The sequence below is a fragment of the Vreelandella venusta genome (assembly GCF_015689495.1).
Classification (GTDB): domain Bacteria; phylum Pseudomonadota; class Gammaproteobacteria; order Pseudomonadales; family Halomonadaceae; genus Vreelandella; species Vreelandella venusta.
In genome coordinates this window covers 2807568-2833189 of the sequence record NZ_CP065135.1, presented here as the reverse complement: position 1 = coordinate 2833189, position 25622 = coordinate 2807568, and the positions used below count along the sequence as shown (strand labels likewise).

The 25622-nt window shown below is 52.1% G+C and carries 15 protein-coding genes; 10 read left to right on the top strand and 5 right to left on the bottom strand.

Going from position 1 to position 25622, the window contains the following annotated elements:
• Positions 1–88 precede the first annotated feature (88 nt).
• From cysQ to IR195_RS13500, 10 genes are all read left to right on the top strand, one after another.
• Positions 89–859, top strand: a complete 771-nt coding sequence (gene cysQ, locus IR195_RS13545; RefSeq protein WP_206047817.1) for a 3'(2'),5'-bisphosphate nucleotidase CysQ — start codon at positions 89–91, stop codon at positions 857–859.
• A 425-nt stretch (positions 860–1284) separates the two neighbouring features.
• Positions 1285–3132, top strand: coding sequence for a glutamine--fructose-6-phosphate transaminase (isomerizing) (gene glmS, locus IR195_RS13540; protein WP_146945348.1), 1848 nt, complete (start codon positions 1285–1287; stop codon positions 3130–3132).
• Positions 3133–3316: 184 nt separating this feature from the next.
• On the top strand, positions 3317–4654 hold the full coding sequence (gene glmM / locus IR195_RS13535; RefSeq protein ID WP_146945430.1) for a phosphoglucosamine mutase: 1338 nt from the start codon (positions 3317–3319) through the stop codon (positions 4652–4654).
• Positions 4655–4700: 46 nt separating this feature from the next.
• Positions 4701–6371 carry a glycosyltransferase family 2 protein gene (locus tag IR195_RS13530; protein WP_241006725.1) on the top strand — a complete coding sequence of 557 codons (1671 nt, stop codon included), beginning with the start codon at positions 4701–4703 and terminating at the stop codon, positions 6369–6371.
• A gap of 45 nt (positions 6372–6416) precedes the next feature.
• A complete protein-coding gene (locus tag IR195_RS13525) occupies positions 6417–8075 on the top strand; it encodes a hypothetical protein (protein WP_206047816.1) in 1659 nt (552 codons plus the stop codon).
• On the top strand, positions 8075–11233 hold the full coding sequence (locus IR195_RS13520) for a glycosyltransferase (RefSeq protein WP_206047815.1): 3159 nt from the start codon (positions 8075–8077) through the stop codon (positions 11231–11233). Before IR195_RS13525 ends, IR195_RS13520 begins: the two co-directional genes overlap by 1 nt.
• A gap of 161 nt (positions 11234–11394) precedes the next feature.
• Positions 11395–12711 carry an alginate O-acetyltransferase AlgX-related protein gene (locus tag IR195_RS13515; RefSeq protein WP_241006724.1) on the top strand — a complete coding sequence of 439 codons (1317 nt, stop codon included), beginning with the start codon at positions 11395–11397 and terminating at the stop codon, positions 12709–12711.
• Between the two features lie 36 nt (positions 12712–12747).
• Positions 12748–15060, top strand: coding sequence for a glycosyltransferase family 2 protein (locus tag IR195_RS13510; protein WP_206047813.1), 2313 nt, complete (start codon positions 12748–12750; stop codon positions 15058–15060).
• 1089 nt (positions 15061–16149) lie between these two features.
• On the top strand, positions 16150–17745 hold the full coding sequence (gene pgm, locus IR195_RS13505) for a phosphoglucomutase (alpha-D-glucose-1,6-bisphosphate-dependent) (protein ID WP_241006841.1): 1596 nt from the start codon (positions 16150–16152) through the stop codon (positions 17743–17745).
• A 106-nt stretch (positions 17746–17851) separates the two neighbouring features.
• The gene (locus IR195_RS13500; RefSeq protein ID WP_146945425.1) at positions 17852–18706 is read left to right on the top strand and encodes a UTP--glucose-1-phosphate uridylyltransferase; all 855 of its coding nucleotides are present in this window, start codon (positions 17852–17854) and stop codon (positions 18704–18706) included.
• Between the two features lie 1419 nt (positions 18707–20125).
• Here IR195_RS13500 and IR195_RS13495 read toward each other — a convergent pair.
• Genes IR195_RS13495 through IR195_RS13475 form a run of 5 tightly spaced genes read right to left on the bottom strand, consistent with a single transcriptional unit; the run spans position 20126 to position 25443 of the window.
• Positions 20126–21121: a Csu type fimbrial protein gene (locus IR195_RS13495; RefSeq protein WP_206047812.1), complete on the bottom strand. Its 996-nt coding sequence runs from the start codon at positions 21119–21121 to the stop codon at positions 20126–20128.
• Between the two features lie 14 nt (positions 21122–21135).
• Positions 21136–23502: a fimbria/pilus outer membrane usher protein gene (locus IR195_RS13490; protein WP_206047811.1), complete on the bottom strand. Its 2367-nt coding sequence runs from the start codon at positions 23500–23502 to the stop codon at positions 21136–21138.
• An 8-nt stretch (positions 23503–23510) separates the two neighbouring features.
• Positions 23511–24266, bottom strand: a complete 756-nt coding sequence (locus IR195_RS13485; protein WP_146943130.1) for a fimbrial biogenesis chaperone — start codon at positions 24264–24266, stop codon at positions 23511–23513.
• Positions 24267–24307: 41 nt separating this feature from the next.
• Positions 24308–24829, bottom strand: a complete 522-nt coding sequence (locus IR195_RS13480) for a Csu type fimbrial protein (RefSeq protein ID WP_206047810.1) — start codon at positions 24827–24829, stop codon at positions 24308–24310.
• Between the two features lie 8 nt (positions 24830–24837).
• A complete protein-coding gene (locus IR195_RS13475; RefSeq protein WP_206047809.1) occupies positions 24838–25443 on the bottom strand; it encodes a Csu type fimbrial protein in 606 nt (201 codons plus the stop codon).
• Positions 25444–25622: the final 179 nt, after the last annotated feature.

Genomic DNA, 25622 nt, shown 5'->3' with positions numbered 1-25622 from the left:
AGTGTAGGCTAAACGCGTAATGTAAATACTGATAAGCCATCAAGCAGCTAACCGCTGTTTGGTGGCTTAATCATAAGGAAATGACAAAATGATTGATCAAGCGTTATTAGATTCTGTGGAGCGTATTGCTCGTGAAGCGGGCGATGCCATTATGGCCGTTTACGCACGCGAATTTAGTGTGGAAGAGAAAGCCGACAAAAGCCCGTTAACTGAAGCGGATCAAGCTGCCCATCATGTGATTATGCGCGGCCTGCAGGGGCTTTCAGTGCAGTTGCCAATACTCTCTGAAGAGGATGCAGAAGGCTTTGCCGGGGTAGATAGTAATGGCCGCTATTGGTTGGTAGATCCGCTTGATGGCACTAAAGAGTTTATCAAGCGTAACGGCGAGTTTACCGTCAATATTGCGCTGATTGAAAACGGCAAGCCAGTGCTGGGTGTGGTTACCGCTCCGGCGCTAGAAACCGCTTATGTCGCTGCTGAAGGTTTAGGTGCCTTTAAGGTTGAAGCTGACGGCCAGCGTCATGCCATTAAGATTGCGGGCCAACCGGGCGCTGCTTCTGCCTGGCGTGTTGTGGGCAGCCGCTCGCACCCCAGCCCGGACTTGGCAGCCTGGCTTGAAAAGCTAGGCAAGCACGAGATGTTGCCCATGGGTAGCTCACTTAAGCTCTGTTTGATTGCAGAAGGGAAGGCTGATGCCTACCCCCGTTTAGGCCCTACTTGCCTTTGGGACACCGGCGCTGCCCATGCGGTTGTGCTTCAAGCGGGTGGCCGTGTTGAAACGTTAGAAGGCGAGCCGCTTAGCTACGCCAACCCAAGTGAAAAACTAAATCCGTTTTTTGTTGTCTGGGGACAGGCGTGAGATGAAAAGCGTGCTTTGAAGAACAGGTTCTGAAGGGCACGTATTATTAAAAGGCATGTGTTGAAGGGCATGCTTTGAAGGCTGAACCAAGGGGAGTGTATGATGCTCCCCTTTAAGAGCCCGTTCATGGGATACTTTAGATGATCGGTCTTTTAGCTGGCCATGAGCGATCTCTTGTGGCCGGGCTTGTGTCACTGTTTTTATGGCTGGTTTTTTGTGACTGGTCTTTTTGACTGGTTTGTGTGGCGAGTGTTTGTAACTTGTAAATAGTCCTCTGCAAATGGCCTTTTGTTAACCGTTCTTTGCAAGTGGTTCGTTGCAAGTGGTTCTTTGCAAATGGTTCTTTGCAAATGGTTCTTTGCACATGGCTCTTTGCATACGAGTGAAAGCCATCGTCGTTATAAGTCGTTATTAAAGGATTGAGTATGTGCGGAATCGTCGGCGCCGTTGGCGCAATGGAATGTCCCCCTTTCTTGCTTTCTGGCCTGAAGGTTCTTGAGTATCGCGGCTATGATTCTGCAGGGCTTGCGGTGCTAAATACGTCTGGTGAGCTGGTACGTGCCCGCGCAAAAGGCCGCGTAGCGGAACTGGAAGCCCGTGTTGCGGAGAAGGGGGTGGCCGGAAATGTGGGTATTGCTCACACCCGTTGGGCAACTCACGGTGTTCCTGCTGAACGTAACGCTCATCCGCATATTTCCAGTGGGTTGGCGGTGGTGCATAACGGCATCATTGAGAACTACGAGGCTCTGCGTGAAAAGCTTCAGGGGTTAGGGTATGAATTCACTTCAGATACCGACACTGAAACCATTGCGCACTTAATTCAAGCCTGCTTTAAAGGCGAAATTGGCGAACCAGCGGAAAATCTTTTTTCTGCGGTGCGTTGTGCCGTGGCGCATTTGCAGGGCGCTTTTGCTTTGGCAGTGGTCAGTGAAGAAGAGCCGGATTGCTTGGTTGTGGCTCGTGAAGGCTCGCCGCTGATGTTAGGTATTGCTGATGATGGGCATTATGCCGCTTCTGATGCCTCGGCACTGTTGTCTGTTACCCAGAAAATGATGTACCTGGAAAATGGTGATGTGGCGCGTTTGACACGTGACTCGGTCACGCTGGTCGATGCACTTGGTCAGCCCGCTCAGCGGGAAGTGGTTGTCTCTAGCCTTTCTGCGAATGCAGTTGAGCTAGGTGAGTTTAATCACTACATGCAAAAAGAGATTTTTGAGCAGCCGCAGGCGTTGGGCAACACACTGGAAATGCTGAGCGGTGCAGGCCAACTGCAGCCGGGTATTTTTGGTGCAGAAGCGCAAGCAGTTTTTGAGCAGGTAGATTCCGTACTGATCTTAGCGTGTGGTACGTCTAGCTATGCGGGTATGACGGCTAAGTACTGGATTGAACAGGTGGCCGGTATTCCGTGCAATGTCGAAATTGCCAGTGAATACCGTTATCGCCAAAGCGTAGCTAATCCTAACCAGCTAGTGGTGGTTATTTCTCAGTCGGGTGAAACCGCTGATACCCTCGCCGCATTACAACACGCTAAATCAATGGGCCACACCCACACGCTGGCGATTTGCAACGTACCTGAATCTGCCATTGTGCGTGAAACGCTGCTGCGTTTTATTACCCGCGCAGGCCCGGAAATTGGTGTTGCCTCAACTAAAGCCTTTACCACTCAGTTGAGCGCACTGTTTTTGTTGACGCTTTTGTTAGCCAAAGCGAATCAGCGGCTAGATGAAGCAGATGAAAAAGCCTATCTGGATGAGCTGCGCCACTTGCCGATTGCAGTTGAAAAAGTGCTGGCGCTAGAGCCAAGCATCAAGGCGTGGTCGAAGCATTTTGCTAATAAGCAGCACGCGCTGTTTTTAGGCCGTGGCCGCCACTTCCCGATTGCCTTGGAAGGAGCGCTGAAGCTAAAAGAAATCTCTTATATTCATGCAGAAGCATACCCTGCTGGAGAGTTGAAACACGGCCCACTGGCATTAGTTGATGAAAATATGCCCGTGGTGGTAGTGGCGCCTAATGATGAGCTGCTTGAAAAACTAAAAGCCAATATGCAGGAAGTGAGCGCCCGTGGCGGCCAGCTTTATGTGTTTGCTGATGGTGGTAGCGCTGTTAAGCCAAGTGAAGGCGTTAATGTATTGGTGATGCCGGAGCACTACGGCCTGCTTTCGCCCGTGTTGCACGTGGTTGCTCTTCAGCTGTTGTCTTACCACGTTGCTCTTGTGAAAGGTACCGACGTTGACAAGCCCCGTAACTTGGCGAAAAGCGTCACTGTGGAATAAAGCCAGGGGCGGCTTCGCCGCCTTCGCGGGTGCCTCATTCGCTCGTTCCTCGCGAGATTCGTTACACCGCGCTACAAACGTATTGAATGCACAGGTTTTGTAGCGCGGCGTAAGCGTCAGCGCACCCGCGGGGGTGCTCACCATTCACTTTTCATTATTCACCACTCACTATTCAGGTTTTGACATGCGTAAATATTTTGGCACCGATGGTGTGCGTGGCCGTGTTGGCGAATTTCCTATGACTCCAGACTTCGCAATGAAGCTGGGGTGGGCCGCTGGCAAAGTGCTGGGGGCGGAAGGTATTAAAGAGGTATTGATTGGCAAGGATACCCGAGCCAGTGGCTATATGTTGGAGTCTGCGTTGGAAGCAGGCTTTTCAGCGGCGGGTGTTAATGTGGCTCTGGTCGGGCCACTGCCTACGCCGGGTGTCGCGTACCTTACTTCTACTTTCCGCGCAGATGCCGGGGTGGTCATCAGCGCTTCGCATAACCCGTTTGACGACAACGGTATCAAAATATTTGGGCAGGGGGGCTATAAGCTAACCGACGCTCAAGAGCAGGAAATTGAAAATAAGCTCCATATTGCTCTGGAAGGCGGTATGGAGTGCGTAAGTTCACAGGCACTAGGTAAAGCGCGCCGTGTAGACGATGCCGCTGGTCGTTATATTGAATACTGTAAAGCCGTACTGCCCAGCACATTAAGCTTGAGCGGGCTAAAAATTGTAGTGGATAGCGCGAATGGTGCTGGCTATAAAGTAGCGCCTGCGGTTTACAAAGAGTTAGGTGCTGAGGTTGTTAGTATTCATGACCAGCCTAACGGTGTGAACATTAATGCAGACTGTGGCGCGACTTCGATGCGCAGCCTGTGCGCGGCAGTGCTAGAGCAAGAAGCCGACCTTGGTATCGCCTTGGATGGTGATGCCGATCGCCTGATGATGGTTGACCACACGGGAACTGTCGTTGATGGCGATGAGCTGCTGTTTTTGTTGGCTAAAGATGCCAAAGATGCCGGTTACACGGGTGGCGTTGTTGGCACTCAGATGAGCAACCTGGGGCTTGAGCAAGCATTGGCGGCGATTGAGGTTCCCTTTGTGCGTGCGAAAGTAGGTGACCGCTATGTAATGGAGCAGCTAAAAAATACAGGTTGGCGCTTAGGCGGGGAAGGTTCTGGGCATCTGTTAAGCTTAGATCATGCCTCTACTGGTGACGCGGTGATTGCATCTCTGCGTGTGCTTACTTCATTGCTGAACCAGGGCACCACGCTTTATAAGGCTAAGCAGGGGATGACAAAACTCCCGCAGACGTTAATTAACGTGCGTTTTGCTGCTAACGGAGGGCACGACCCTCTAAGCACACCCTTGGTGAAGCAGGTGGTGGCTGATGTCGAGGCCAGTTTAGGTAGCCAAGGACGCGTTTTGCTGCGCAAATCGGGCACTGAGCCATTAATCAGGGTGATGGTAGAGGCGGTTGATGCTGAGCAGGCTCAGTCAAGTGCCCAGCAGATAGCAGATAGCTTGGTTTAGGTAATGTGATTTAGTTAGCTACTTGTTATTGATAAGGATATATCTTTTGCCCCTGTCTTCGACACCTGATCCTAGCAGCCAGCCAGAGCAACAAAAGCTTTCTCAAGCTATTGATGGCATTGAGCAAAGCCCTTGGTTTGATGCTGACTGGTATATGGCCCACTATCCTGATGTGGCGGCTTCTGGCATGTCGGCTGCTCAGCATTATTTGCTGTTTGGTGAGCCTTGGGGAAGGCAGGCTGGGCCCTGTTTTGACTCGCAGTTTTATCTTAAAAACAATCAGGATGTTGCTAATGCGGGCGTTAGCCCCTTACTGCATTTTACTCATAATGGTGCAAAGGAGGGGCGTTGGCCGCCTGTCCAACTGCGCTCACAGCAACATGAAGAGCGGCTTTGGCAAGGGCTCGATAGTACGTCGCAGTTGATCAGTTTGAAGGACTTGCTTGCGCATCAAAACTCCTGGGAAGCCAGTTATGCAGCCTGGGCGTTGGGACGTTGGTATGCGTGGCAAGGCGAGTGGCAGCAGTGCGCTGACGTTTTGGCTAGCCGTCACTGGCTGGCGGATATAAAGCCCGCAACGGCAGCGCCTTTGTTACTGGAAATAGATGCCTTAACGAACACCGGTGAATTGGTGGCTGCTTGGCAACGTGCTCAACAGTTGGAGCAGGCGTTTCCCCGTTATCCAGATACCCAGTTGGCATTGGCGAACATACTCGCTGCCCAGGCCAATCTGTATATGTCTGACGAGCCGATAGCGTCCTCTTCTTCACAGGCGGCGGCGTTAAGCGAACAGCAGCGATTGCAGCACATTAACAACTTATACCGTGCTGCTAATCTTTGCCCGCTTATTTTTAAAGACCCCTGCCAGCCCCTCACAATGGATAATTTGACCGTTGATCACCAAGCAGTGGGGAACATTACTGCCACTGTTGCGTCGGAATTAGTCAGCATTATCATGCCGTTGTTTAATGCCCAGGAGCACCTAGCAACCGCTTTGCAAAGTTTAGCCGAGCAAAGTTATCGGCGGTTGGAGGTGATCGTGGTTGATGATGCTTCTACCGATGGCTCATTAGACGTTGCGATGGCTTTTAGCCAGCAGGATGAGCGCTTTACGGTGATCTCTCAGCCGCGTAATCAGGGGGCGTACGCAGCGCGAAATCGTGGATTAGCTGTCGCTAAAGGTGCGTTTATTACCGTACATGATAGCGATGACTGGTCTCACCCACAAAAATTGGCGCAGCAAGTTGCTGGTTTGCAAGGTCACCCCGAATGGAAAGCGTGTTTTAGTGATTGGGTGCGTTGCTCGACTAATATGCTGTTCAATCGTTGGCGCCTTGAGGCGCTGGATGGCTGGATTTATCGAAATACATCATCGTTTATGTTTCGGCGCGAGGTTGTTGATCAGTTAGGTTTTTGGGATGTTGTTAAAGTGGATGCGGATACTGAGTATTTTCAGCGTATTGTCGCGGCTTTTGGCAGTAAGGCTATAGGTACGGTTGGAAGGGGCACGCCGTTATCGTTTGGGCGTAGTCTACCGACATCGCTTAGCCAAGCGGGGCCTACGCATTTAGTTACCCAGTTTAACGGGGTACGTCATAGCTATCGTCAGGCGGCGGCTCAGTGGCATGCCAGGGCCAAGCAGCCCAGCGACCTTTATATGCCAGCTCACCCCGATGTCCGCCCCTTTGAAGCACCTGCCGCCAATCTGCCCAGTTAAACTGGCGACATTGCGATTTAACGCGTTTGTTATTAGGAAAATACCGTGAGCCAATATTCTCAATCGCCTACCAAAAATACTGCGCATGAGCTGGCTATTCAGCCTTCTATTAGCGCATTGGCTCAGGGTTCCATGTTTTGGCAACCTGAGTACCGTCAGACGTCGCCGTGGCTGGAACACTTGCCTTTTCTGTTTTGGTTGGTCGAGGCCTTAAAGCCAACTAGCTCGGTCGGTATTGAGGTTGACTTGGTATCGCATTTCGCTGTGTGTCAGGCTGTTTCCAGGCTTCGCTTAGGTGGCAATAGCTATGTCATTGGCGAGGCTAACGCTGAGCAGGTTCATGATTTAACTGAACAAACGGTAGATAAGTATGCCGGTATTAGCCAGTGGTTAAAGGCCAGCCCTCTACAGGCGGTACAGCAGTTTAATGAACACTCAATTGATCTGCTATTGCTCAATATTGCGCCGCAAGACGAAAGCATCGACGACCTAATTGACCGTTGGGTACCACGCCTTTCCAGTAAAGGCGTTATCTTAATGCCCGGCATCGCTCGACGCGAACCTGGTTGCCAGACCTTCCGTGCTTTTGAAGTGCTTGCTGCTCGTTATCCTCATTTAGCGTTTTATCATGGTGCTGGTTTGGGATTATTAGCGGTGGGCGATGATTTGCCACCGTTGGTGCATGACCTGTTAGGGGCGCTTGAGTCGGCGAGTGCTGCTCGGGAGGTGCAGGATGTATTTGGTCGCCTAGGATGCAGTTGCCTGGACAAAGTCACTATCCAGGAGCAACAGGCGCTGATACACCAGTTCGAGACGCGTTTAAAAGATAAAGCCGATGAGTTAACGACCGCTCAGAATCTCGCTGAAACGCTAAACCAGCAGCAAGCTCAATTTGCGCACGAGCATGAAGCGCGAATTACAAGCCTTACTGAGCAACTTCTAGGTAAAAAACAAGCGTTAGCAGAGAAACAGCACCAAGTCGTTCAATTAACTGATCGTCTACAGGCTCAAAAATATTCCTTGGAAGCCCGCTTTAATGAGTTGGCCGAGCTCACCCGTAAACAACAGGGCTGCGAGCGCGACTTGAGTGAGGCGCAGCATGCACTGCAGAGGCTTAACGATCAGCTCAACACTAATCAACGCCAGTATGAGCAAGAGCTGCAGACGCTTAACGATCAGTTGAAGGCTAATGAGCTTCAGCGTGAGCAACTGGCGCGTGAACTGAAGACAGCTGAGCAGGCAGCGGCTGAGAACTTCGATATACAGGCGCAGCAAACGGTTGAGATTGAGCGCCAGAACCGTGAGTTGGCTCAATTGGTAAACCTGCTGGAGGCGGGGCGTTTGCCATCTGAGGCATCGTCGCAACAAGGAACGTTGGCAGACAACAGTGTTGCTGCGAAGGGCGCTAAACTTTCAAGGTGGGCGATTAATCGCCAGGTTAAGCTTATTAGGAAAAGCCCGTGGTTCGATGCCAAGTGGTATTTGGCACACAATCCAGATGTTGCTCAAGATCGCAAAATGGCGAAAAACCCGGCTCGTCACTATTTGCTGTTGGGGGGATTTGAAGGGCGTAATCCAAGTCCAGCGTTTGATTCTGCATATTATCTTGAGCGTAACCCCGATGTGGCAGAAACTGGGATGAATCCACTAGTGCACTATCTTAAGTTTGGTGAAAAAGAGCAACGTAGTATCAAGAGGTTGTGATGAGAGACGTTAATCGTACGTTGCTAAAAAAGCACGAGCTAGGAAATGCTGCGTTTAATAACACCGAGGCTTTAGCTGCCGAGTTGTTGAAGGCTAAGTTATTCGACGCAGGGTGGTATGCGAGCCGCTACCCCGATACTCATTACAGTCAACTTTCTCCGCTAGAGCACTTTACACGTTATGGCTGGGCGTTGGGTCGTTGTCCTGGGCCTGGCTTTGATCCTAATGAGTACTGCCGCCGCTATCCCGATGTTATTGCATCGGGGCTAGATCCATTACTGCACTATCTTCGGCATGGCCAAGAGGAAGGGCGGCAGGCGTTAGTCCAAGACAGGTACGCTCGCCTTAAGCCATCCCTGGCAGTTGTAGTGCATGCATATCATCTTGATTTGGTGGCGTTGCTGGGGGAGCGGCTCGCTTTCTTTAGCGAGCCTTTTGATTTGTTTATTACAACACCCCATGCGCCAGATACGCCTGAGATTGTTGCTTTACAGCAGCGCTTTCCTGGCGCTGAGGTAGTGTGTTGCCCTAACCGTGGACGCGATATCGCGCCATTTCTCCAGCTGTTACCTAGTTTGCAACGCTATGATTGGTGCTTGAAGTTACATACCAAACAGGGCGTAACGGCTGTCGCGAAGCAGTGGCGTGACGCATTGCTGGAAAGTGTGCTGCCCGCCGCTGACGACTTGCGAAACTTGGTTGCTTATCTTCGTCGTGACTCGAGCTTACGGTTGGCTGGCCCGCGTCAGCTATTTATGAGCCAGCAGGCTATGCAGTTTGGTAATCGGCCTTGGTTAGAGAAATTGTGTCCTCAGCTGGGAGTTCCACTGCACGAAGATTGGGGCTTTTTTGCCGGTAGTATGTTTTGGTTCCGTCCGCAGGCATTGGCGGACGTCGCTTCGTTGGCAAACACGTTAACATTTGAGCCGGAGTCTGGGGCTCAGGATGGGCAGTTGGCCCATGCCTTGGAACGTTTAGTGGGGGGCGTTACTGTTCCCCAAGCTGAACGTGTTGTGCTGCTGGGACATGATGCTTCCGGCCGGTTTGACATGCAGCGCTGGCAGCAGGGAATGCCGTTAGAAACCACCATGCCTTCGCGGCTACTGGCAGCCGCTCCTGCTGCTGTGAAAGCATCTGAGACAGTATCTGAGACAGTATCTGAGACAGCACCTGCAACAGTATCTGCAACTCAGTCGTTGGCAGGTGACCTTAACCTAGGGGCAGGCACGGCTATTCGTGGTTGGCTAGCTGATCGCAACAGTAGTGAACCGCGTGCGGCAGTCATCCGCATTGATGGTCGCCATGAAATTGAGGTGTTAGCTAACCAATTTCGTATTGATCTGCTTGAAAATGGCCTGCATGAAGGGCGGCACTCCTTCGAGGCTTATCCGCCGGTTGAGCTGGTCGATGGTCAACGGCACTCCATTGAGCTGCTGGATGCATTGACTCGTCAGCCGGTGGCGAGTGGCGATGCTTGCTGGGCGTTTAAGCGCTCATTTAGTGATTTTGCGGGCTATCTCTCGCATGGGGTGGTTGACCCCTATTTACCACGCCCTTTTCGTGAAGCTGATAAACGCTGTTTAGCCACTATGGAAAATGTGGCAGATGCGTTGGTTCGTGAGGCGCAGTCACTCGAAACCCCACCGCTGGTGTCTATTGTGATGCCGTGTTTTAACCGACTCGATACTATTGAAGCGGCGGTAGACTCGGTGCGCGGTCAAGTGTATGCCAATTGGGAACTGCTGTTAGTGGATGATGGCAGTACCGACGGAACACGCGAGTGGTGCGATCAGCAAGCCGCTGAAGATACACGCATTCAGGTGATAGCGTTAGGCAACAATAGCGGAGTTTCTGTGGCTCGCAACCAAGGCTTGGCTGCGGCAAACGGAGACTATATTGCTTACTTAGATTCTGATAATGCCTGGGATCCTCGCTATTTGGCGGCGATGGTTGCCGCGTTTGGTCGCGAACCGACGGCGCAAGCGCTGTACTCCGGGTTGTATCATTACTCTGGAGATACCACCGAGCCGGCGGGGGTGCTGTTTGGGCCTTTGAATCGTGCTTTGTTGTTCAACAAAAACTATGTGGATCTTAATGCTTTTTGCCATACGCGTGCCGCTTATGAGCGCTGTGGCGGTTTTGATGAAACGCTACCAAGGTTTGTCGATTGGGACCTGATTCGCCGTTATAGCCAGCACTTGCGCCTCTGTTCGGTGCCTGTCGTTTTGACCCACTATTACTACGGCCGTGCCACCAACACGCTAACGTCGAACACCGCCTATATTGGCTATTTAGAGCAAGTGCGCGAGGCAACAGGGCACCAGTGGTCCTCGACTGCGTCAGCAGAGCTAAGTCGAGGGGTGTCAGTTATCATCCCTAGCTATGAGTCACTAGAAGACCTACGCGACTGCTTGGTGAGCCTGGAGGCATTGGCGCTTGGTGAAAAACTGGAGGTGATTGTTGTTGATAATGATTCGTCACCCCCAGTCAAAACCTTCCTGGAAGAGGCTCAGGCAGCAGGGCGGCTGAAGGCGATTTTTAATACCTGTAACTATGGTTTTACTCATGCAGTTAACTTGGGCATGGCTGCGGCTAACTCAGAGCATGATTTGATATTGCTTAACAATGACGCTCAAGTTGAGCCGGGGGCGCTGGAAACCATGCAACAGGCCGCCCGGCAGCTGCCTGAGTGTGGTTTGGTGGTGCCTCAGCAAATTCTGCCAGGTGGCACGCCAACCCTCACTACACATGTTCCATATGCCGATGCTGAACAGCCCTGCGATGTTAACTTGTCGTCTCATCATGGCAATATACTGACGCCACCCCTGTTGCATGATGGCCGAGTGGTAGAAATCACTTTTGCGCCGTTCTTTTGTGTTTATATTCCCCGAGAAACGTACGTGCGTGCTGGTCCGCTGGATGCGCAGTTTGGTCGACACTATCGCTCTGACCGTATCTATTGTGATGTGGTGCGGCATTTGCTTGGCTTACGTATTTATCACGTTAGTGATGCGTGCGTAGTACATAAGCTACAGAAATCTACACGCGTACTTTCAGGCCGCTCCAATAGCGAATTCGATTTAATGTTTAAAAAGAACCAGTGGGACGAATCCACGCGTCGCTCCTTAGGTTTCCGTAAAGCGGTTTGGGATAATTGAAGGCTAAGTGACTTAGCCGCTTGATATGGATGGTTTGATTGAGAATTTTCGAAAATGCTTGTGATGATTCTGAGCGTAAAAGCAAGCCTTTAAGCCTTCGACTAGCACGTTTTGTTAAGCGTCTATTAGGACAGAAAAATACTGCTTTCAGTGAGTTTGGAGTGCGGTGGCATCTGGATTTTCCTGACCCTAAGCGCCCTGTTTGGTTTCTTCCTGGTGGGCGTGTTGTTCAGGGCTGGATAGTGTTGCCTGAGAATTTAGCCGAGACGCTTTCTGACGTGCGTATTGTTGCTCAGTGGCAGCCTGAATTTGAATTATGTCACCCGTTGGACATTGATCGTCCGGATGTTGTTGAGAAAATTGTCTCTGCGCCTATGGAGGAGGCAGCGCAGCGCGTAGGCGGCTTTCGTTTCACTGTCCCCCCTATGCTAGCCAGCTTTCGTTTAATGTTAGTGCTTGAAGGCGAGTCCTGGCTGTTGAGGGAAATACGCTTAGATATCGGCAATGATGATTGTGACCAACAGCTGAAAGTTCTGGAAGGAAAGCAGGGCTGGCTGTTTTTGGATAACGACACGAATGGTAGCGTCGACCAGTTTATGGGGCGCATGCGTCTTACCAAGTCAGGTTTAGAAGGGTGGGATGATTATCTGCATCAGCTTGAAAATGTCGCTGACGGTCTTCCTTGGGCGTTGTTGGTGGCGCCTTCTAAAGAGAGCGTGATGGGCGCGAATTATCATCCTCGGCAAGAGGGCGCTTCAGGCCCTATGCACCAACTGCTGACTCTTGATGTCTCCAAAGACGTTGTTTATCCGGTCGATGAGTTAAAGGCGTTGGGTGATAGGGCTTTTATACCAACCGATACTCACTGGACCAATGAAGGGGCTTTGGCTGCGACGCTAGCGTTAGTGGCTAAGCTAGGGGTCGATGAAAACGCCTGCCGTGAGCTTTTTAAAAACGACCGTTATAAAAGCAAAACCATGTCTGGCGATCTTGGCAATAAGCTAACCCCCAATAAGACGTCTAGCGTTGATGTGCTGGTTTCCTTTGGCTACTCTCGCTACAAGACCTACGACAACGGCTTGCCCAACTTTGGCCGATTGCTGGTGGTTGAGTATCCCGAGGCCCTGATGGCAGGCACGTGTTTGATTTTCGGTTCTTCCTCTAGTTACTCCATGTTTAACTATTTATGCCGTGTGTTTCAGCGCATTGTGTTTGTGCACAGCGCGGGTAATGTGGATCCAGACCTAGTAAAAGCGGTTGCTCCAGCGTATTTAGCAACCCAGACGAATGCTCGTTTTGTGGTGCAGATTCCAACGGTTGCCCATAGTTTGGATAAGGTGATTCATCAAAAGTGTGCACAGCTGGATGAGAAGGCGTTTGAAGGCGTTCGTGAAAAGCGTATCATCGCATCAGATGAATACCTTCAAACCTTGGGGCTGCTGCGTTGGGAACAGATTGCCAGTAGCCATCTTGTGTAAGTGTTGCCTTGGTAACGGAATGGGTTAAGGATGGCGATGAGGCAGCATATTGTCGGTTTAAAAGAAATGATGGCTGCCATTGGGAGGCACAGCGCTGTTCCTCCTTTCTGGCGGCGTCATCCCACTATTCGTGTGGCAGCTGCACCTGCTTTTAAAAGCGAAGCAGCAGCAAAGGTCAATACGCCCGTAAAGGCAAGTACCTACTGTGTTAGTGATGGAGAAAAACCTCTTCCCGGCTGGAATATGCTGGAGCTAGATGGGCTAGGCTCAGATGCCCACGGCGCGGCCACGATTCTTTTTTATACTCGTAAAGGCATTATCGAAACATCGGTATCGCTGCGCCCTGGTAAGACCACTAAGCGAATTCTTTGGGTGCCGCTTGGGGTTAAAAAAATTGCGTTTTCGTTTCTAGCCAGTGAAGCTGCGTTGGCAAACCTAACGGCAGAGTGGGTGTGGTTAACACCCTGGTTCGCCCGGAGCCGTTTGGCGCGACGCTTGATCAATAACCACGCTAGTTTCAAAGGCATGAGAACGCGCGACGTTGTGCGGCACTTTCACATTGAGTCTGTGGCTCAAGGGTGCAATTGGCGTCGAATTGCCTTGGCGGAATATAACCAAACCCACGCAAAGCAACATGTGTCTGAAGATTATGCGCGTTGGGTAAGTACCACCGAGAAAGAGGCTGTGGAAGACCCACAAGCGCTTATTGCGAGCTTGAAAACAGCGCCGCTGTTCTCGATTATCATGCCTGTTACGCTGAGTGATTTAGAGCACGGCGAAGCGCCTTTTATTGCCACCATTAACTCTTTAAAAGCACAAAGTTACTTTTTTTGGGAAGTCTTTATTGTGCTTTCCGCTGAGATTACCGATGCGCAGCGAAAAGCATTAGAGCGTTATATTCCGACCACTAGCCGTATCAACTTGATCCATAGTTATCATCGCACCTTGGCAAAGTTAGACCATCAGGGGTTTATTCAAACCCAGGGCGATGGGGTCATGCGGATTAGCTGTGGCGATCAGTTAGCGAAGGAAGCGTTGTGCCAACTGGCAAAAGCCTGGAATGATCATTCTGAAGCACAGCTGTTTTATAGTGATGAAGATGTACTAGGAGCAAATGGCAAGCGTTGCAAGCCAAATTTCAAGCCTGGCTGGAATCCAGATTTGTTGCTTTCGACCAACTACATTGGTCGAGTAGCGCTATATAAACGGCGGTTGCTATGGCAGTTGGAGTCTGAGCAAACGGATCTACTCTCTCACTTAACCAGCCGAGCTGCGGTTGATTATGCGCTGGCGCTCACTTTTATGATGTGGAAAGTGACTCACGGCAATGAAAAGTCGGTGTGCCACTTGCCTGCCATGCTGTATCACCGTAGTGAAGACTTTCCTCATCCGCTTCACCAGCAAGATGCTATTTCGTTGGTCAGCAGCGTATTGAAGCAGCACGTGGTTAGTGCAAAAGCGGTAGTACATCCGGGTTTGTTGGAAGGCTCAGTGCGAATTGAGTGGCCAATTCCTAATCCCGCGCCGTTAGTGAGCTTATTAGTGCCTACTCGCAATGGCGTTGATATTTTGCGACCGTGTGTGGATGCCATTTTAGAGCGCACTGCCTACTCCCATTTTGAGCTGTTGATTCTGGACAACCAGAGTGACTGCCCTGAAACCATTGCTTACATGGAAGCGGTGGCCAAGCGCGATCCGCGTGTTCGAGTATTGCATTGGGATCATCCGTTTAACTACTCTGCGATTAATAATTTTGGCGCGGCACACTCCCATGGCAGCATCATTGGTTTGATTAATAATGATGTGGAGCCGGTAAATGAGCATTGGTTGACCGAGATGGTAAGTCAGGCCTGCCGCTCTGAAATTGGCTGTGTCGGGGCCAAGCTCTACTACCCAAACGGTATGCTGCAGCATGGTGGGGTAATACTTGGTTTGGGAGACGTAGCAGGTCATGCGCATCGCTTCTTCCCACGTGAAAGTGATGGTTACGCGGGGCGTTTGAAGTTGGTTCAGAACTTATCTGCGGTGACCGCTGCTTGCTTGCTGCTGCGCAAGAATGTGTTCAATAACGTAGGCGGCTTAAATGAAAAGAAACTCAGCGTTGCTTATAACGATGTTGATTTGTGCTTAAAGGTTAGGCAAGCAGGCTACCGTAACTTATGGTCGCCGTTTGCTGAACTTTACCACCATGAGTCTATCTCTCGCGGTGCCGACGATACACCGACTAAACGCGCCCGCTGGCTGAGTGAAGTTGCTTATATGCGCCGTACCTGGGGAAAGCACCTAGACAGCGATCCCGCTTACAATCCCAATTTAACGCTTGTGCATGAAGATTTTTCGCTCAAGTGAGGGGGGAGAGTGAGGCGTTGCCACACGCATTGGGTCGTGCTTAGCGATGGAGGCCTGCCCACTGAAGATATCTACTTTTTCGAGTCTGCAGCTCCTGTAATACGAAACCAAGGGGGAGCGGCTGAGCGTGTTGTCGCTTCGCGCTCTTTCGGTGCAGCGTGGCGTCATGGCCGCTCTTTTTTACACCACTATGCTGGTGCAAACGTGTTGCTGTGCCGCTCGCTGCCGTTGAGCTGGCTGCGCTGGCTTGAGCGGCATCGCCAAGCATTTGGCTATATTGGTTATCTAATTGACGATGATATTGAGGCGGCCGCCAACGACCCCACACTGCCGCCAGCTTACCGAAAGCGCATGGCGCGCGTTGCTAAGCTTCAGCCCCGCTTAGTGGCATTGAGCAACGAAGTCATTGCTTGCAGCGCGGTGTTGGCTGAGCGTTTTCGTCCTCTTCACCGCTGCGTGTCCGTATTAACGCCACCTCTTATCGCTACGCTGCCCGTAAAGACCCACTTTGAGTCATCTCCCTCATCCTCAGCACCGTGGCGAATTGGTTTTCACGGTACTCGAGCGCACCTGAATGACTTAATGCACATTGCACCTGCATTGCAGGCTATTCAGCAAACTCGCAACGACACACAGCTTGAGCTGATGCTGGGTAAGCATGCTCCAAAAGCCTTGGTAGAATTACCTAATGTTTTGGCACCAGACCCACTGCCTTGGCACGCTTTTCGCAATTATCAGGCTAAGTGCCAGTTGCACATTGGTTTGGCGCCGTTGTTAAACACACCCTTTAATCAGGGCAAGTCATTTATTAAGTTTCTCGATATTGCTGCCATGGGCGGAGTGGGTATCTATTCAAACCGCTACCCTTATACCGAGGTGGTTAGGCATGAAGTTAATGGGCTGTTGGTAGAAGATTCACCGCAGGCATGGCAGGCTGCCATCGAGCAGTTACTTAATGATCCAGTCGCGACGGTTACAATGGCGCAGCAGGCCTCAAAAGATGCCAGTGACATCGGTGATCCGCAGCGTGCACTAAGGTTTTGGCAGGTGCGTGCGGACCAGCCAAATATTAATCAGGGAGCAAATAGGATGGATGCCAACGTTAAGGCGTTTTTTGATGAAACCCCGGATGCCAACATTGCCAAAGAGCGGGTGGCATTCGGAACCTCAGGTCACCGAGGACGTGCCACCGATCGCACCTTTAACGCTGCGCACATTTTTGCGATTACTCAAGCGGTGGTGGATTACCGCTCTGAGGCAGGCTATCAAGGCCCTATGTTCCTTGGTTACGACACTCATGCACTTTCAAAGCCTGCATGGGAGTGTGCGTTGCGTGTGTTGGCCGCCAATAAGGTATCTGTATTCATTGAAAAAGATAATGGTATTACGGCCACGCCATTGGTCAGTCGAGCAATTTTGCAGCATAACCAACTCAGCCACCAGGTAGCATCAGACACTGCGTTAGCCGATGGCTTGATTATTACTCCTTCCCATAATCCACCTGAAGATGGCGGTATAAAGTACAACCCGTCGCATGGCGGGCCAGCGGATACCGAAGCAACGAAATGGATTGAACTGCGTGCTAATGCCTATTTGCTACGTCAGTTATGTGATATTTCGCTGGTGCCCTTAGAGCAGGCGCTGGCGCATGCACAAGCGTATGATTTTACTGCTCACTATGTAGCTCAGTTGGGCGACGTAGTGGACATGGCTGCTATCCAAAAAGCTAATCTCACTCTTGGCGTTGACCCCATGGGTGGAACAGCGCTGCCAGTATGGCAGGCAGTGGCTGAACACTATGGCTTGAACCTTGAGGTGGTCAATACATCAACAGATGCTAGTTTCGATTTTATGCCGTTGGATCATGACGGCAAGATTCGTATGGACTGCTCTAGCCCTGATGCCATGGCTAATCTGTTAAAGATTAAGGATCGCTTTGATCTCGCTTTTGGCAACGATCCTGACGCTGATCGCCACGGCATTGTGGATGCCAATGGCTTAATGAATCCAAACCACTTTTTAGCGGTATGCGTGGATTATTTGATTGGCCATCGTTCTGAATGGGCGGAAACGCTCAATATCGGTAAGACGCTGGTGTCTTCTTCAATGATTGATAGGGTTGTGGCTGCCCATCAGCGTGAACTTTATGAAGTGCCGGTGGGTTTTAAGTGGTTTGTTGAAGGGCTGCACGATGGCTGGCTCGCCTTCGGTGGTGAAGAGAGTGCTGGCGCGAGCTTGTTAACGCGCAATGGGAAGGCTTGGTCTACTGATAAAGACGGCATTGCGCTTTGCTTGTTAGCGGCTGAAATCACTGCGGTCACCGGGAAAACGCCCAGCGAGTACTACCGTGCATTAACCGAACGCTTCGGCGAGCCATTCTACAAGCGCGTTGACACTGCCTGTACAGCTGCAGAAAAAGCCGCTTTTAAGAAGCTTACTGCGGACAGTGTTACGGAAACCACGTTAGCCGGTGATCCGATCACCGCGGTATTGGTTAATGCCCCCGGCAACGGCGCAGCTATTGGTGGTTTGAAGGTGGTGACTGACAACGGCTGGTTTGCTGCCCGCCCCAGTGGTACTGAATCACTCTATAAAGTATACGCTGAAAGCTTCAAAGGCCCGCAGCATTTAGACGAGTTAATTGAAAGCGCTTCTGCGCTGCTATCTAGCGTACTAAAAGAGTAAGTGTGGCTTTCGCTGATTACTAGCGAGAGTTGTTAAATATTTAATTTATCGGTTTTGCAGTGCGAGGTAAGCCCACAACGCACCCGCAATAGAAAGGACGTTAATGATGACCCAAGTGCGTAAAGCGATTATTCCGGTAGCCGGTTTTGGCACACGCCTGTTACCCATTAGCAAAGCGATTCCCAAGGAAATGGTGCCCGTTGTGGATCGTCCGCTCATTCAACACGTGGTGGAAGAAGCGCTGGCGGCGGGTGTTAATGAAATCATTCTGGTAACTCGAGCTGGAAAGTCTGCGATTGAAGACCATTTCGATGCTCACTTTGAACTTGAGCACTCATTGGCCAGTAAGGGCAAAGATGCATTATTGGAAACACTGTCTGCTATTTCTCCTAAAAAGCTCAAAGTGACCAGCGTTCGCCAACCAAACGCAAAAGGCTTGGGCCATGCGATTTTTTGTGCCGCGCATCTGTTAGACAAAGACGAGCCGTTTGCCGTCATCCTTCCTGATGTGCTGGTGAAGCCACAAGTTGGCAGTGCGGCTTGTGATCTGGGCAGCATGGTAGAGCGTTGGGCTACAAATAACGCTTCGCAAATCATGGTGGAAGCGGTGCCTAAGGAAGACGTTTACCGTTACGGCATTGTGGACTGTGATGAGCCCGCTGCCGGTGAGAGCGCCAATATGCGCGGTGTGGTAGAGAAACCCGCGCCCGAAGATGCGCCTTCACGCCTTTCGGTTATTGGCCGCTATGTGCTGCCATATCGCATCATGGAGCTGCTACGTGACCAGCCACCTGGTGCGGGTAATGAAATTCAGCTGACGGATGCTATCGACCGTTTGATGCAGGAAGGCAAAACCGTGCAGGCGTTCCGTATGCATGGCCGCACCTTCGACTGTGGTCACATTGAAGGTTGGCTAAAAGCTAACACGACGCTCGCCCGGGAAGCAGGTTACGACGTGTAAAGTTAGAAAGAACCGTATCAGTAAATAAAGCCGCTCAGTTCATACTGCAGCGGTTTTTTTTTGCCGTTAACACCAGACGCTGCACCGTTTTCTCGCGTATTGTTCACTCGTCGCGGGTGCCTCATTCGCTCGTTCCTCGCGAGATTCGTTACACCGCGCTACGGTAAGTGCTGTAGTGATTTAGTGGTTTTGTAGCGCGGTGTAAGCGTCAGCGCACCCGCGGGGGAGTATAGAACGTTGCATCCGTGGCTACGACGCGGGTGCCTCATTCGCTCGTTCCTCGCGAGATTCGTTACACCGCGCTACGGTAGGTGCCGCAGGCTGATTTAGCGGTTTTGTAGCGCGGTGTAAGCGTCAGCGCACCCGCGGTGGAGTATAGAACGTTGCATCTGTAGCTACGACGCGGGTGCCTCATTCGCTCGTTCCTCGCGAGATTCGTTACACCGCGCTACGGTAAGTGCCGTAGGCTGATTTAGTGGTTTTGTAGCGCGGTGTAAGCGTCAGCGCACCCGCGGGGGAGTATAGAACGTTGCATCCGTAGCTACGACGCGGGTGCCTTATTCGCTCGTTCCTCGCGAGATTCGTTACGCCGCGCTACGGTAGGTGCCGTAGGCTGATTTAGTGGTTTTGTAGCGCGGTGTAAGCGTCAGCGCACCCGCGGGGGAGTATGGAACGTTGCATCCGTTGCCACGACGCGGGTGCCTCATTCGCTCGTTCCTCACGAGATTCGTTACACCGCGCTACGGTAATTGCCGTAGGCTGATTTAGCGGGTTTTGTAGCGCGGTGTAAGCGTTAGCGCACCCGCGGGGGAGTATGGAACATTGCATCCGTAGCTACGACGCGGGTGCCTCATTCGCTCGTTCCTCGCGAGATTCGTTACACCGCGCTACGGTAAGTGCCGTAGGCTGATTTAGCGGGTTTTGTAGCGCGGTGTAAGCGCCAGCGCACCCGCGGGGGAGTATGGAACGTTGCATCCGTTGCCACGACGCGGGTGCCTCATTCGCTCGTTCCTCGCGAGATTCGTTACATCGCGCTACGGTAATTGCCGTAGGCTGATTTAGTGGTTTTGTAGCGCGGTGTAAGCGTCAGCGCACCCGCGGGGGAGTGTGGAACATTGCATCCGTAGCTACGGGGTGCCTCATTCGCTCGTTCCTCGCGAGATTCGTTACGCCGCGCTACGGTAGGTGCCGTAGACTGATTTAGCGGTTTTTGTAGCGCGGTGTAAGCGTCAGCGCACCCGCGGGGCAGTATAGAGTGTTGCATCCGTAGCTACGACGCGGGTGCCTCATTCGCTCGTTCCTCGCGAGATTCGTTACACCGCGCTACGGTAAGTGCTGTAGGCTGATTTAGTGGTTTTGTAGCGCGGTGTAAGCGTCAGCGCACCCGCGGGGGAATTTGGGGTTCGAAAAGCACCTTGGCTAAAAAATAACATCGACCACAATCATATCGGTGTAGGTTCCTGCGGGTGGTGTGTTTTGTCCCGGTAGAATGTCGCCTCGGTAAGTGAAGCCCTGGCTTGTTATGCCACTGGGCGTGCCGGGGTTGGTGTCGGCAGACGAGGAGGGGCGTCGCTCGCTGCCGGTATTGCCCCAGCGATCGTTACCGGCAGTGCCTTTGTAAAGTTGGTATTCCAGGTAGTGACCATTGTTCTCCATGCGGCGGATGTTGGCGGCAGGATGCTGACCATCACTCAATCCTACTGAGTAGTCGCTGCCTTTTGTGCAGGTAATATCGATGGTTTGCGTTACTGGGTCGAACCCGGCGATCAGTGGGGAGCTTCCAAAGTTCAGGTCGGGCGCTTGAATGGCGCAATCAGGGGTGACGGTTAGATTTAAATTAATCGTACTGGTACCTGAGCCAGTGCGAAAGTTTAGACATACAAGTGCCCCTAGATTACAGATGCGCCAGTTCCAGTTGACAGACAACGTATCCGTGTACGTCCCGGCGGCTATATTAGGCGTAGGTTGGGTGCGAAACTCCATGGGGATATTGGCGCTTTGGCCGCCAAGCAGGCCGAGCAGGTCGATAAGCACAGGGTTGAAATAGTTGTAGGTGGTGTTGAGAAAGATCTCTTCATTCTCTGAGGCCAGCGCGAAGATGCGAAAAGGAACGGTATCACCACTAGCGGCATTGACCAGCTCTCCTTGATTAGCGCTAGTGACCGTTGCGCGAATCCATTGGTTAGACACAACTGCGAGCCCTAACACAGATCCCTGGCAAACCGCACCGGCATTGGGTTGGGCGGAGGTGTCGTGTGGAGTATTTGCAATGGCAAAGGAGCTGATGTTGCCAAAGTTAGCGCTGGTGCTTGGGCTTATTGTGCATGCCCAAGCCGTCGGCGTAACCCATAGTAAAGCCAGTAATGTAGCTCCGGCCAGCCAGCGGTGATAGCAGCGAGCAGTGGAGAGTGGCATTGGTTGGCGCTCCTCTAAATACAGGGGTGAGACCCTAGCTGCTGGATATCATCGATATGGGTATCAATAGATAGGCTAAGCGCGCACGCGCTACCATTGGGCATTGTCACGTGTAGTTGGTTGTCACTCTGCAGGCCTTCGAGATACGTCAGTCCGTCCCAGCCCACCAGCGCGGTTGCACCGCTGTCAGTGATAACGCGAGAGCCTAATGGCAGTGGCTTGCCTTGTTTGTCTAGAATGGCCAGAGTGGCGGCAATAACCCGTTCAACTGGGAAGCGTAACAGGTAGCCGCTACCCGGGCTTACCGCTACGCGCTGCTCAACGGTTGGGACATTGAGGTTGGCGGAAAGAACCAGTGGGTCGATCTCGTATTTACCCGCGTAATAGGCACGGGCCCAGGGAACGAGCAAGTGGCCGCTGCCACGGGTATGGCCAACGAATTGATTTTCGTAGCGAACTGGCACGCCTGCCTGACCATCGGTACTGACGACGACAAATCCATCGCGCACGTAATTGGTCGCGAACCATTGGTTGTCCATGTGTACCAGCGATCCTCTAGCATCGACATAGCGTGTGTCATTGCCGCCGGTGCCGAAAATGCCACCGCGCAATTCAGTGGAAGCTCCCCGCCAAGCCACTTCAGCCTGACGGTAGCTGCTTTCGGTGTCGCGGTGTTCATAGGCGAGGTTCCAGCCCCAGCCACCTTGTATCGGTGGAGAGTGGGCATATTGGACTCTGCTGGCCATTTCTCCGTTATTGTCGCGGCGTACGCTAGTGCTTAATGTGCCGGGATGACTGCTTAGCGGCACCGTTATCTGAGCTAGGGTGTTCCAGCCGCCACCTATCTCACGGTTGGCAGTGAGCGAGAGGTGCGTGCGATTCCATAGAGGGCGGTTGTAAGACAGGTTAAACAGCCGAGTACGGCCGTCGTCGCCGGTCTTAATATCAAAGTAACCGCCAGCAAGTGACCCATGTGAGCCAAGGCTAAACCCTCCGGTGAACTGGGTAACTTTCCGCTGCGTATTTTCACGTGTCGCGTTGTGAATGTGGCGAGATAGATCAGTGAAATCAGCTTGTTCTAGTTGATGGCGCAGGGCGATGTTAAAGCGGCGACTCCGATAGCGGTATCCCGTTGTGTAGGCGTCACCGGTGACGCCTTCGCTGCGGCTTTGGCGGTAGGCTGTCTCTAATGTACCTAGCTGCCATAAGTCAAACGTGCCGCCAGCGCCTGCCGTGGTTAAATCGTCGCTGGCTTCGGTTTGTAATTCCAGGGTGAATTGATTGTTGATGCCGCGCCGATAGCTACCGGTGGCGGCCATTCCGCTATAGGCAAAATCACGCTGGCCGAAGTGGCGGCGCGGGGCACCTGCACTGAAACTGAAGGTGCTTAAACCAGGTTGTAGCAGTTCGCTGGAAACGTAAAACGGCAGGCGAGTGGAAACTCTGCGACCCAGGCTATCGGTGGTCACAATGGTGGCTTCGCCAGCACCAGTGACCATGGGCATATTGGTGACCGTGAAAGGGCCCGGTGCTAGCTCCATTGAGGATTGTTGCGCGCCATCAATGAACAGATCGAGGGTGGTGGGAAGCGCGACTTCGCCGCTGAATTCCGGTAGCGGGTGGGTGATGATATCGGGACGAAGGGCAAAGTTTCGAGAAATCTGGATGCCGCCAAGGCGCACTGCATTAGTCCAACCCAGTGGCCTTGTGATGATGTCTCCTGCACTGTACTGAATCATCCGCTGTTGATCTGCATACTCCCAGCGGGTGTCGAAACGCCGGTAGCCGTTGTCTTGGCCACTCTCTCCTGTCACTACCTCACGGTAAATACCTGAGGTGCTGAGTGTTCCCGCTGCACCAAACAGTCGCGCTTCGTGCCCTAAGCTGGCAAGTGTCGCGCCACCCTGAGTGTCACTGATATAAGCGTCGTAGTTAAGCAGTGCGCCAGGACTGGTGTTGAGTGCGAATGCTTCGTTTTGGGATAAATTAGTGTGCAACTGATGAGGTAGCCAATGGGGAGGGACTTCCAGGTAGAGCCGTTGGCTGGGACTATGATAGTGCGCCTCTAAACCATTTAATTGGCTGATATTAATAATGTTATCTGACTGGTGCAGGTGTTCATTAGGAAAGCCTAGTTGTTGGAGTGCCTCACGCTTGATGAACAGTTCGCCATTCTGTTGAGTAACGTGCTCGATACGCTGGGTAGAGCGTTGATTGACGATGACCTCTAGATAGAGTTCTGAAATTGCCTGAAGATCACCCGCGCGTGGCGGTGGCGGTAATGCCTGACCGATGGCAGGAAAAGGCTCTGCCGCTAAGAGCAAAGCGCAGCTGCTTAGCATTAGCCATGTCGGGAGATGCCAATGGATCCGCGGGAGCATGTTGGCGCCTACTCAGCCGCAATGCGATGGCTGACTCCCGAAATATGAGCACGCAGCTCGCCAGTAGGCCTTATGTGTTGTGGTAGTGGCCAGCGTCGTGCCTGCCTGGGCAACACATAGCCAAGCAGCCCGTTGGTGACTTCGTTACGTTGTCCTGGTTGTGCAAAGATAACTTGGCTTAGGCGCACATGATGCTGACCCATGTTGCGTATTTCTAGTTGCGATTGCCCTTCATTTGTTACCAGTCTCCAGGTTAGGCCAGGGTAAGGTATGTTACTGGAGGCGATACGTTCAGGGGGCAGTGCTCCTTCACCATAAACAAACAACGGTAGTGAGTAGCGCATTTGTAATTGCACCGCGGCACGAGGCAAATTTTGTCCTCTATCACTGGGTGCCAAGGTTGGAATTTCATCAACAATAACGCGATACGCTTGTTCTTGGCCGGAAGGTACTGGAGCTTGGCGAATCAGACGTACTAGCTGGCGCTCACCAGGAGCAATCGCCATCATGGGGGGGCTGCCGACAACGCCTTGTTGGGGGCGGTAGTGATTTTCTCCTCCTACCTGAGACCAAGCAAAAATCCGCACCTGCATGTTGACCGTTTCGCTACCTCGGTTTTCTAACCAAAGTGCACTCGCCTGTTGATGGCTTTCGATCATCGGGTAAATGGGCCAAATCAGCAGAGAGTTAGCTGAGGAAGGTCCAGCAAGAAGGCTTAGCAGGGTGAAAATTGCAATGATGTGACCGAAGCGCCTTTCCCGCATAGCTATTCTCCTAAGTCGAACTTGTGCCCTTCGCTGCAGTGTTACCACTCCAGGGTTAGTACGAGTTCGTCGCGGTAACTACCTGCTGGGCGGTTGCCTGGCAGCGTTAACCTGCCCCAGATGGGGAGGGTAATATCATTAGGACTGGTCGTGGTATCTAAGGTGATGGGTTGGTCAATGCCAATCGCGTTCTGCGAAGTGGCATCCTGGTAGAGTTGGTAGGCTAGCGTTTCGCTGCCATTTTCCCGCTTAAGCTGTCGATCACTATCTGGCTGAAGCCCGCCATCAATACGCATATTGAGTGTAATTCCTGGTGTACAGCTGAGCGTCAAAGAGCCAGAGGCCAGCAGCGCTACGTTGCGCGTTTCCTGGGAAAGTGCTGAGGCGGTGCCAAAGGCTAAGCTTCCCAGCACTCCAACTTGGGTGCCTTCAGGAGGAACGTCGTTATTAATTAGGCAGCCAGGTGTAATGGTCGCTGACACCATGAACGTGGCGGTGGGAGAGGCCTGCGCCAGTCCCGCCGCTATGACCATCGGGGCGACGAGTCGCAAGCGGCGAGCCATTCGAGAAGCTACCAGGACAGTTCAACATTTAGAGTGTCTTCGTAGGTGCCCGCCGGTAGGTTTCCAGGGTCACCAAAGGCACGCCCGTATAGATCGATTGCCTGCGGAGTATTGGCGAATGCGCTGAGTACGATGGTGTCATTGACAGCCAGTGCCGTCGTTCGTGCTGAATCCGTATACAAGGTGTAGCCGACAAATGCCGTTTCGGCAGTATCTTGCATGGCATGGACAGCGGGAGAGGCTTGGCTGTCATGCAGGCCGCTGAGCAGAGTAAAAGTGGGGGCTACTCCAGGAGAGCAGAGTACTGAGATGCCGCCAGCACCAGCTACTTGAGCATCTGACTCATCGAACAGCGCAGAGTGGGTGCCGAATGCCAAGCTGCCGAAGTCGACTGCCGAGCCTTCCTCGTTATTAATTGAGCAGGCGTCTTCAAGAGTAATTGAAGCGTCGATAGTTCCGGTAACGGTCTGGGCTTCTAGTGGGGCAGAAGAGAAGGTGAGTGCAGCAATGACAGTGCTTAATCCGGTGATTCGAGAGTGGCTTGTGCGAGAGTAGTTTGTTTGAGAGTAGCTTGTGCGAGAGTAGCTTGTGCGAGAGTAGCTTGAGGTCAGCATAATAAACTCCTTAGAGATTAACTGCTTACAGCATTGCCCATAGGAAAGAGCATTTCGCTTATTGACTCAAGGCCTCACTTAAGATCTGTCTCAAACACTAACTCAAGACCTAGCTAGATCTAACTCAAGGCCTAAAATGCTCAGTAGAATTTGGTAAAATTCACGCCTATTTTTAAGTT

Bases quoted from the DNA above. Each gene is read 5' to 3' on its own strand.
- cysQ (WP_206047817.1), top strand. From the start codon at position 89: ATGATTGATCAAGCGTTATTAGATTCTGTGGAGCGTATTGCTCGTGAA.
- glmS (WP_146945348.1), top strand. From the start codon at position 1,285: ATGTGCGGAATCGTCGGCGCCGTTGGCGCAATGGAATGTCCCCCTTTC.
- glmM (WP_146945430.1), top strand. From the start codon at position 3,317: ATGCGTAAATATTTTGGCACCGATGGTGTGCGTGGCCGTGTTGGCGAA.
- IR195_RS13520 (WP_206047815.1), top strand. From the start codon at position 8,075: ATGAGAGACGTTAATCGTACGTTGCTAAAAAAGCACGAGCTAGGAAAT.
- IR195_RS13510 (WP_206047813.1), top strand. From the start codon at position 12,748: ATGAGGCAGCATATTGTCGGTTTAAAAGAAATGATGGCTGCCATTGGG.
- pgm (WP_241006841.1), top strand. From the start codon at position 16,150: ATGGATGCCAACGTTAAGGCGTTTTTTGATGAAACCCCGGATGCCAAC.
- IR195_RS13500 (WP_146945425.1), top strand. From the start codon at position 17,852: ATGACCCAAGTGCGTAAAGCGATTATTCCGGTAGCCGGTTTTGGCACA.
- IR195_RS13495 (WP_206047812.1), bottom strand. From the start codon at position 21,121: ATGCCACTCTCCACTGCTCGCTGCTATCACCGCTGGCTGGCCGGAGCT.
- IR195_RS13490 (WP_206047811.1), bottom strand. From the start codon at position 23,502: ATGCTCCCGCGGATCCATTGGCATCTCCCGACATGGCTAATGCTAAGC.
- IR195_RS13485 (WP_146943130.1), bottom strand. From the start codon at position 24,266: ATGCGGGAAAGGCGCTTCGGTCACATCATTGCAATTTTCACCCTGCTA.
- IR195_RS13480 (WP_206047810.1), bottom strand. From the start codon at position 24,829: ATGGCTCGCCGCTTGCGACTCGTCGCCCCGATGGTCATAGCGGCGGGA.
- IR195_RS13475 (WP_206047809.1), bottom strand. From the start codon at position 25,443: ATGCTGACCTCAAGCTACTCTCGCACAAGCTACTCTCGCACAAGCTAC.